8 protein-coding genes are annotated in these 9,258 nt (G+C 64.0%); 2 read left to right on the top strand and 6 right to left on the bottom strand.

What is annotated here, in order from left to right; genetic code table 11:
- The coding region (locus Q8N40_RS08860; protein WP_305711546.1) for an ABC transporter substrate-binding protein at window positions 1–897 on the top strand (897 nt) is incomplete at its 5' end.
- 134 nt (window positions 898–1,031) lie between these two features.
- Here Q8N40_RS08860 and Q8N40_RS08855 read toward each other — a convergent pair.
- The 3 genes from Q8N40_RS08855 to Q8N40_RS08845 are packed head-to-tail and all read right to left on the bottom strand — an operon-like array spanning window position 1,032 to window position 4,578.
- Window positions 1,032–1,763 (bottom strand): ABC transporter ATP-binding protein, encoded by a 732-nt coding sequence (locus tag Q8N40_RS08855; protein WP_305711545.1) that lies wholly within the window; start codon window positions 1,761–1,763, stop codon window positions 1,032–1,034.
- Window positions 1,760–3,532, bottom strand: a complete 1,773-nt coding sequence (locus Q8N40_RS08850; RefSeq protein WP_305711547.1) for an ATP-binding cassette domain-containing protein — start codon at window positions 3,530–3,532, stop codon at window positions 1,760–1,762. The genes Q8N40_RS08855 and Q8N40_RS08850 overlap by 4 nt, the downstream gene beginning before the upstream one ends.
- Before the next feature lie 5 nt (window positions 3,533–3,537).
- A complete protein-coding gene (locus Q8N40_RS08845; RefSeq protein WP_305322381.1) occupies window positions 3,538–4,578 on the bottom strand; it encodes a branched-chain amino acid ABC transporter permease in 1,041 nt (346 codons plus the stop codon).
- A gap of 191 nt (window positions 4,579–4,769) precedes the next feature.
- Here Q8N40_RS08845 and Q8N40_RS08840 point away from each other — a divergent pair, with 191 nt between their 5' ends.
- The gene (locus tag Q8N40_RS08840) at window positions 4,770–5,291 is read left to right on the top strand and encodes a MarR family winged helix-turn-helix transcriptional regulator (RefSeq protein WP_305711544.1); all 522 of its coding nucleotides are present in this window, start codon (window positions 4,770–4,772) and stop codon (window positions 5,289–5,291) included.
- Window positions 5,292–5,342: 51 nt separating this feature from the next.
- Here the strand turns inward: Q8N40_RS08840 and Q8N40_RS08835 are convergent, their stop codons facing one another.
- The 3 genes from Q8N40_RS08835 to Q8N40_RS08825 all read right to left on the bottom strand — a co-directional run.
- Window positions 5,343–6,623: a glycerate kinase gene (locus Q8N40_RS08835; RefSeq protein ID WP_305711543.1), complete on the bottom strand. Its 1,281-nt coding sequence runs from the start codon at window positions 6,621–6,623 to the stop codon at window positions 5,343–5,345.
- 142 nt (window positions 6,624–6,765) lie between these two features.
- Entirely contained in the window at window positions 6,766–7,995 is a 1,230-nt protein-coding gene (locus Q8N40_RS08830) for an ABC transporter substrate-binding protein (protein WP_305319809.1), read from the bottom strand.
- 130 nt (window positions 7,996–8,125) lie between these two features.
- Window positions 8,126–9,258 (bottom strand): ABC transporter substrate-binding protein (locus Q8N40_RS08825; RefSeq protein ID WP_305711542.1); only part of this gene is annotated, 1,133 nt, incomplete at its 5' end.

Below are 9,258 nucleotides of genomic sequence, written 5' to 3'. Positions count from 1 at the left end.
GTCACGGAATCCAAGGCCGACATCATCATGGGGTCGTCCACCACGCCGCCGACGGTGGCGGTCTCCACCGTCGCCAACGAGGCCGGTATTCCGCACTTCGGCCTGGCGCCGTTCCCGATCACGCCGGAGCGCGCCAAATGGTCGGTCGCGATGCCGCAGCCGATTCCGATCATGGGCAAGGTGTTGTACGAGCACATGAAGGCGAACAACGTCAAGACCGTCGGCTATATCGGCTACTCCGATTCCTACGGCGACCTCTGGTTCAACGACTTCAAGGCGCAGGGCGTGGCGATGGGCCTGACGGTCGCCACCGAGGAACGCTTCGCCCGGCCGGATACCTCGGTCGCGGGCCAGGCGCTCAAACTGGTCGCCGCCAATCCCGATGCGATCCTGATCGGCGCTTCCGGCACCGCGGCGGCCCTGCCGCAGACCGCGCTGCGCGAACGCGGCTACAAGGGCCTGATCTATCAGACCCACGGCGCTGCCAGCATGGACTTCATCCGGATCGCCGGAAAGGCGGCCGAGGGCGTCATCATGGCGTCGGGTCCGGTGATGTCGCCGGAAACGCAAGCCGACAGCGCGCTGACAAAGAAGCCGGGCCTCGCGCTCAACGCCGCCTATGAGGCCAAATACGGCCCCAACAGCCGCAGCCAGTTCGCCGGACATTCCTACGACGCCTTCGAAATCCTCAAGCGCGTCATTCCGGTGGCGCTGAAGGCCGGCAAGCCGGGCACCGCGGAATTCCGCGAGGGCATCCGCAAGGCGCTGCTGAGCGAAAAGGACATGGCGGCGAGCCAGGGCGTCTACAACTTCACCGAAAAAGACCGCTACGGCCTCGACGACCGCTCGCGCATCATCCTGACCGTGAAGGACGGAAAGTACGTTCCGGCGAAGTAAGCGGGGACGCTTGACTGAATCGTGAAAGTGGGCCGGTCTCCTCAAGGAGGCCGGCCTTTTTCTTGCCCTCCCCTGGAGGGTGCCTCCAGGGAGGGTGAAGTGAGGCTCAAGCGACGAGCGAGTGCAAGCAGCGACTAAATCCCGCTCGCACCCTCATGCTGAAACCCGAGATAGCTCGCTGCCACCCGCGCGTTGGTGGCGATCTCCGCGGCCGGGCCGCTCAGGATGAACTCGCCGAGCTCCATCACATAGGCGCGGTCGGCGATCTTCAGCGCCGCCTGCGCGTTCTGTTCCACCAGCAGCACCGAAACGCCGGCGGCGCGCAATTCGCCAATGGTTCGAAAAATGTCGGCGACGATGATCGGCGCGAGGCCGAGGCTCGGCTCGTCCAGCATCAACAGTTTTGGCGCGCCCATCAAAGCGCGGCCCATCGCCAGCATCTGCTGCTCGCCGCCCGACAGCGTGCCGGCCAGCTGCTTGCGGCGCTCCTTCAATCGCGGAAACAGCGTGTAGACCCGCTCGAACGATCGCGTCGCGACGGCCTTGGCGATCCGGAAGGCGCCGAGCTGCAGATTGTCCTCGACATTCATGGTGCCGAACAGCTCGCGATGCTCGGGCACCAGGCTGAGGCCCGCCGCGACGCGGTCCTCGATTTCGAGCCGCGGGATGTCCTTGCCGGCAAAGGCCACACCGCCGGTAAGCGGCAGGATGCCCATGACGGCGTTCAGCAGTGTGGTCTTGCCGGCGCCGTTGGCCCCGATGATGGTGACGATTTCGTTGTCGGCGACCTCGAGCGACACCGCGCGCACGGCCTCGACCTTGCCATAGGCGACATGGGCGTCGGTCACTTTCAGCAGCGCGCTCATGCCACCGTTCCGAGATAGGCCTTGATGACATCCGGATTGCGCTTGATCGCATCGGGCGTGCCCTCGGCGATCTTGGTGCCGAAGTCGAGCACCACGATGCGATCGGCAAGATCCATCACGAATCCCATGTCGTGCTCGACCAGCAGCACGGACATGCCGTCGTCGCGCAGCTGCCGCAGCAATGCTGCGAGCCGCTGCTTTTCCATGTGCCGCAGGCCCGCGGCGGGTTCGTCGAGCAGCAACAGGATCGGATCGACGCACAACGCGCGCGCGATCTCGACGATGCGCTGCTGGCCGAGCGACAGGCTGCCCGCCGGCTGATCGATCTGGTCGATGAGCCCGACGCGCTCGATCTGGCGCGCCGCTTCGGCCAGCAATTTCGCCTCGTCCGTCCGGTCGAGGCGCAGCATGCTGGAGATGGCGCCGGAATGACCGCGCAGATGCGCGCCGATCGCGACGTTTTCCAGTACGCTCATGTCGGGCACCAGCTTGACGTGCTGGAAGGTCCTGGCGATGCCGAGCTTTGCCACTTCCTGCGGCGGCGCGTTGTCGATGTTCTGGCCGTTCACCGAAATGGTGCCGCCGGAGGAAGTGAGCACGCCGGTGACCAGGTTGAAGGTCGTGCTCTTGCCGGCGCCGTTGGGGCCGATCAGGGCGACGATCTCGCGGGCCTGCACCTCAAAGGATACATTGTTGACGGCGATCACGCCCCCGAATTGTTTTCGCGCGTTATCGATCTTGAGCAATGCGCCGGGGGCCGCGGCCAAACGGTCGCGCGGGGGCAGAGCGAGGGAGGTATCGGGCCGCTTGCGGAATGGTTTGAACGGCAGGCGCCCCATCAGCCACGGCCAGACGCCGGTCGGGGCCAGCTGCAACAGCAGCACCAGCAGGATGCCGAACACGATGGTCTCTAGCTGGCCTTCGCCGCGGAACAGCAGCGGCAGGTAGCTCTGCAGGATCTCCTTCAGGATGACGACGATGCCGGCGCCCAGCACCGCGCCCCAGACATAGCCGGCGCCGCCGACCACGGCGATGAAGAGATATTCGATGCCGGCGTGGGCGCCGAACGGGGTCGGGTTGGCAGCGCGCTGGAAATGCGCATAGAGCCAGCCGGACAGCCCGGCCAGCACAGCCGCATAGATGAACACCAGCAGCTTGGCGCGCGGCGTCTGCACGCCGAACGCCTCGGCGGCGATGTGTCCGCGGCGCAGTGCGCGGATCGCGCGGCCGGTACGCGAGTCCAGCAAGTTCATGCTCAGCAGCGCGCAGATCAGCACCGCGATCCAGATCGCATAATAGATCGTGCCGGCATCCAGCATCTTGAGCGTGCCGATCGACAGCGGCGGAATCCCGGTGATGCCGTCATTGCGGCCGAGGAATTCCAGCTTGCTGAACAGGTAGAACAGGCCGATGCCCCAGGCGATGGTGCCGAGCGGCAGATAGTGACCCGACAGCCGCACCGTGACGAGGCCGAGCAGGACGGCGGCGCCGCCGCTGACCAAAAGCGACAGCGGCAGCGTCAGCCATGGCGACACGCCATAGGCGGTCGAGAGCACTGCTGTGGTGTAGGCGCCGAAGCCGCAAAACGCCGCCTGGCCAAACGAGGTCAGGCCGCCGACGCCGGTCAGCAGCACCAGGCCCATCGCTACCAGCGCCGCGAGCCCGATATTGTTGAGCAGCACGATCCAGAACGGCGGCATGCCCGGGATCAGCGGGATCACCGCCATCAGGGCCGCGAAGATCGAGACGGGTAACAGCCGTTGCGTCATCGCCATCAATCCTTCTCTTCCTCGACCTCGGGTGCTGCGATCGACCGCAGCACGAGGACCGGAAGGATCAGCGTGAACACGATGACTTCCTTGAAATTGCTGGCATAGAACGAGGAGAACGCCTCGACGGTGCCGACCACGAGGGCCGCGACCGCGGTCAGGGGGTAGCTGACCAGCCCGCCGATGATCGCGGCAATGAAGCCCTTCAGGCCGATCAGGAAGCCGGTGTCGTAATACAATGTCGTGATTGGCACGATCAGGATGCCTGAAATTGCCCCGATCACCGAAGCGAGCAGGAAGGCGATCTGTCCCGACAGCGTGGTGCGGATGCCGACCAGCCGGGCGCCGAGCCGGTTGACGGCGGTGGCGCGCAGCGCCTTGCCATAGAGCGTGAAGCCGAAGAACAGCCACAGTCCGGCGATGAAGGCGATGGTGATGGCGTAGACCGCGATGCTCTGGCCGGTGAAGCGCAGCGGGCCCACCATGAAGGCGGCATCCGAGATGGTCGGGCCGCGCTGGCCTTCGGCGCCGAAGAACACCAGGCCGAGACCCTGCAGCGCGAGGTGGGCGCCGACCGAGGCGATCAGCAGCACCAGCACCGAGGTGTGTGCCAGCGGCTGGAATACGAGGCGGTAGAGCGACAGCCCGATCGCCGCGACGATCAGCAGCGACAGCGCGATATTGACCGCGATCGGCGTGTTCTTGCCGGCCAGCCAGGAAGTCAGGGCGTAGATCGCCACCGGCAGCAGGATATTGATCGCGAAGGCCCGCGCGACCAGGCGCGGATGCAGCGCGCTGCGGCCGGCGAACAGGTCCAGCCCGAACGCCACGACGCCCATCGCCACCGCGAGCATCGCGGTGCCCGGCATATTGCCCGTCGACAGCGTCGCATAGGTCAGCGCGCCGAAGGTGACGAATTCGCCCTGCGGAATCAGGATGACGCGGGTGACGGCAAACACCAGCACCAGCGCGAGGCCTAGCAATGCGTAGATTGCACCATTGGTAATGCCGTCCTGCACCAGGAACAGCATGATCGTCGTGTTCAAGACCGGGCGCTCCCCATCACGCGTCGGAGCGGTCGCGGCCTTGAGCAGCCGCTGACCGTCAAATAACAGCAGTTGAAAAGTCCTGCCGATATTCGGTATAGTGCATAACAATTATCAAATATAACTTCAAGGCCCGTCCACTCTGTCCGGGCCTTTCTCCAAGAGTCTAACGGGATTGCGAGCCTCGAGCGATGACTGTTTCCAAGACTGCTAGCGCCGCTGCCGCCAAGCCGTCCCGCGCCGTCCGCAAGGAACCGGCCGAGGGTTCGGTTGATGACGCGGCGCTGCAACTCGGCGAACTGTCCGAGCTCTTGGGCTATTCGCTCAAGCGCGCGCAACTGCGGGTGTTCGAGGATTTTCTGCGCTGCGTGGCACCGCTGCAACTGACGCCGGCGCAGTTCTCGGTGCTGCTGCTGCTCGACAGGAATCCCGGCCGCAACCAGACCGAGATCGCCAGCACGCTCGGCATCCTGCGGCCGAACTTCGTGGCGATGCTGGACGGCCTCGAGAGCCGCGATCTGTGCACGCGGATCCGGTCGACCAACGACCGCCGCTCCCACATCCTGATGCTGACCGACAAGGGCCGGGCGGTGCTGGCGCGCGCCAAGAAGCTGGTTGCCACCAAGCACGAGGCCCGCCTCAACGAATTGCTCGGCCCCGCCAACCGCGCCGCGCTGCTGGACATGCTGGCGACGATCGCAAGAGAGTTTTAGTCATTTATCACTCCGGGTTCGCGCCAATGCGCGCCCCGGAATGACAGGGGGTCAATCCACCAGAATCACCCTGATGTCATTCACATTGGTCAGCGTCGGGCCGGTCAGCACCAGATCGCCGGTCGCGGTGAAGAAGGTGGTGGCGTCGTTGTCGTCGAGACAGGCCTTTGCGTCGAGGCCGAGCGACTTCATTTTCGTAAACGTGGTGGCATCGATCAGCGCGCCGGCGGGATCGCTGGCACTCCCGGCGCCGCCGTCGGCGCCGTCGGTATCGGCGGCTAGCGCCGAAATATCCGGCGCGTCCTTGAGCAGAGCGGCCAGCGCCAGGGCATATTCCTGATTGGGGCCGCCGCGGCCATTGCCGCGCACCGTGACAGTGAGTTCGCCGCCGGAGAGGATCGCCAGCCGCTTGCCGCCTGCGCGCGCCTGCAAAGCCAGTCGCGCGTGCTCGGCGGCGACGCTGCGGGCTTCGCCCTCGAGGTCGGCGCCGAGATCGATGATCTCGTAACCGGCGTCCCTTGCCAGTTTGATCGCGGCGTCGAGCGAGGCCTTGGGCCGCGCGATCAGCTCGAAATGCGCGCGCGCAAAGGCGGGATCGCCGGGCTTGCAGCTCTCGTTGCCGGGGTCGTCGAGTGCCGCGCGGACGGCATCGTCGACCACGAGCCGGTATTTTGCGACAAGCGCGCGCGCGTCCGCCAGCGTGGTCGGATCCGGCACGGTCGGCCCCGATGCGATCGCGGAAGGGTCGTCATGCGGAACGTCCGAGATCGCCAGCGTCACGATGTCGGCGAGCCTGCCGGCGCGCGCCAGCCGGCCGCCCTTGATCCGCGACAAATGCTTGCGCACCACATTCATCTCGCCGATCGGCGCGCCCGAGCGCAGCAGCGCGCGGTTGACCTGCTGCTTTTGCGCGAACGTCACGCCCTCGACCGGCGCGATCCAGTTCGCCGAGCCGCCGCCCGACAGCAGCACCAGCAACAGATCGTCGGGTCCCGCATCCTGCGCCAGCAGCAGGCTGTCGGCCGCGCCCTTGAGGCCGGCCTCGTCGGGCACCGGATGGCCGGCTTCGACCACCCTGATCCGCCGCGTCGACACGCCGTGGCCGTGGCGGGTAGTTGCGATACCGGTGAGCCGCGACGGCGGCAGTCCGAGTTCGTCGAGATAGTACCGTTCCGCCGCCGCGGCCATGGCGGCGGCGCCCTTGCCGGCGGCCAGACAGATCACCCGGCCCTTCGGCGCCGGGCGCAGGTGCTGCGCCAGCACGACGTCAGGATGTGCTGCGGCAATTGCGGCGTCGAAGATCGCGCGCAGGAGAGGGCGTCTGTCGGTCATGGTGTCACGGGCGTTGAGTTGAGAACATGCAACGCAGCTTATCCATCCGTTTGGCGCAAAAGAAAACCCCCGCAGCGTGCTGCGGGGGCTTGCGGTGGCAGTGCTCCGGACGTGGCTGCGCCGCGTCCGGAGCAGGAGCGCTCTAGTTGGTGGCGTCGCCGCTCAGGATTTCGCCGAACCTTTCCCAGGTCTCGCCCTTGAACTTGATCAGTTGCACCTGGGAGATCGGAGCGAAGTCGGTGGGGCTGGTGTTGACCTTGATGCCAGGCAACAGACCGCCGAGTTCGAGATTCTTGATGCTCGCCGCCTGCTTCATGACGTTTTCGCGCGTCAGGTTGTCGCCGCACTGCTTCAGCACATGAACGATGCCCTGCGCGACGGTGTAGCCGAACATGACCGAGCCATCGATCCGGTTGCCTTCGGGGAAGTACTTGGTCAGGAACTCGTCGAACGCCTTCATGCCGGCATCGTCCTTCCACTGCGGATCGGACGTGTCCTTCAGGTATTGCGACGAGATGATGCCCTGGCCGTTCTCGAAACCGGCCGGCTTCATCACGGCGCCGATCGAGGCCGAGACGTTGTTGAGGAAATGCACCGGCTTCCAGCCGATTTCATTGTTCTTCTTGATCGCCTGGGCTGCGAATTTCGGGGTCGTGATGTTGACGAAAACATCGGCGCCCGACGATTTGAGCTTGACCATCTGGGAGTCGATGGTCGGCTGCGAAACTTCGTAGCTTTCCTCCAGGACGATCATCGAGGCCGCCTTGGCGCCGAGTCCGTCCTTCAGGCCTTTCAGGTAATCCTTGCCGTAATCGTCGTTCTGATAGAGCACACCGATCTTGGCGTTGGGATGTTCCTTCAGGATGTACTTGGCATAGATCTGGGTTTCGCTCTGGTAGTTGGGCTGCCAGCCCATGGTCCAGGGGAAGTCCTTCGGATCGTTCCACTTGGTGGCGCCGGTGGCCACGAACAGCTGCGGCACCTTCTTGGAGTTCAGGTATTTCTGGATCGCCGAATTCGGCGGGGTGCCGAGCGGATTGAAGACGAACAGAACCTCGTCGCTCTCCACCAGCTTGCGCGTCTGCTCGACGGTTTTCGGCGGGCTGTAGGCGTCATCATAACTGATGAAATTGATCTTGCGGCCGTTGATGCCGCCTTCGGCGTTGATCTTCTTGAAGTAGGCCTCTTCGGTCTTGCCGATCACGCCGTAGGCGGAAGCGGGTCCGCTGTAGGGCATGATATTGCCGATCTTGATCTCGGTATCGGTGGCGCCGGGGTCGTATTTCTTCTGCGCGAGCGCGCCGCTGCTGGTTGCGGCAAACATGGCGAAAGCAGCCGAGGCAATAGCAAGTTTCTTGGTTGTTGAAGGCATTCCAATTCTCTCCCATTTTCTTAGTGTTGTGCGCGACTTATGGCACGGTCGGCAGTGGCCTTCAAGAAAAAGCCCCTGCGCGTTGGCGCAGGGGCCGGTTCCTTGACTGTCGGTTAATCCTTGGGCAGCATCAGCCCCCGACGTCGCCGCTGATGACATCGCCGAACAGATCCCATTTCTCGCCCTTGAACTTCATCAGCTGAAGCTGGGAGATCGGGGCAAAGTCGGTTGGGCTGGTGTTGACCTTGATACCAGGCAAAAGACCGCCGAGTTCCAGGCCCTTGATGTTGGCCGCTTGCTTCATGACGTTCTCACGGGTGAGATTGTCGCCGCAGGCCTTCAGGACATGAACGATGCCCTGCGCGACGGTGTAGCCGTACATCACCGAGCCGTCGATCCGGTTGCCCTCGGGGAAGTACTTGGTGAGGAACTCATCGAATGCCTTCATGCCGGCATCGTCCTTCCACTGCGGATCGGACGTGTCCTTGAGGTAGTTGGACGAGATGATGCCCTGCGCATTCTCGAAACCGGCCGGCTTCATCACGCTGCCGATCGAGGCCGAGACGTTGTTGAGGAAGTGTACCGGCTTCCAGCCGATCTCGTTCATCTTCTTGATCGTCTGAGCCGCGAACTTCGGCGTGGTGACGTTGAAGAAGACGTCGGCGTTCAGCGACTTCATCTTGACGACGGCGGAATCGACGGTCGGCTGCGTGACCTCGAAGCTTTCCTCGATGACGATCATCGAAGCCGCCTTGGCGCCAAGCCCGTCCTTCAGGCCTTTCAGGTAATCCTTGCCGTAATCGTCGTTCTGGTAGAGCACGGCGATCTTGGCGTTCGGATGCTCCTTCAGGATGTATTTCGCATAGATTCGGGACTCGCTCTGGTAGTTGGGCTGCCAGCCCATGGTCCAGGGGAAGTCCTTGGGGTCGTTCCACTTGGTGGCGCCGGTGGCCACGAACAGCTGCGGCACCTTTTTGGTATTCAGATATTTCTGGATCGCGGAATTCGGCGGCGTGCCGAGCGGATTGAAGACGAACAGCACCTCGTCGCTCTCGACCAGCTTGCGGGCCTGCTCGACGGTTTTCGGCGGGCTGTAGCCGTCATCATAGCTGATGAAGTTGATCTTGCGGCCGTTGATGCCGCCCTCGGCATTGATCTTCTTGAAGTAGGCTTCTTCGGTCTTGCCGATCACACCATAGGCGGAAGCGGGTCCGCTGTAGGGCATGATGTTGCCGATCTTGATCTCGGTATCGGAGGCGCCGG

Source organism: Bradyrhizobium sp. (assembly GCF_030693485.1).
GTDB lineage: Bacteria > Pseudomonadota > Alphaproteobacteria > Rhizobiales > Xanthobacteraceae > Bradyrhizobium.
The sequence above is the reverse complement of the archived record's forward strand: the minus strand, read 5'-3'. Positions and strand labels throughout refer to the sequence as shown.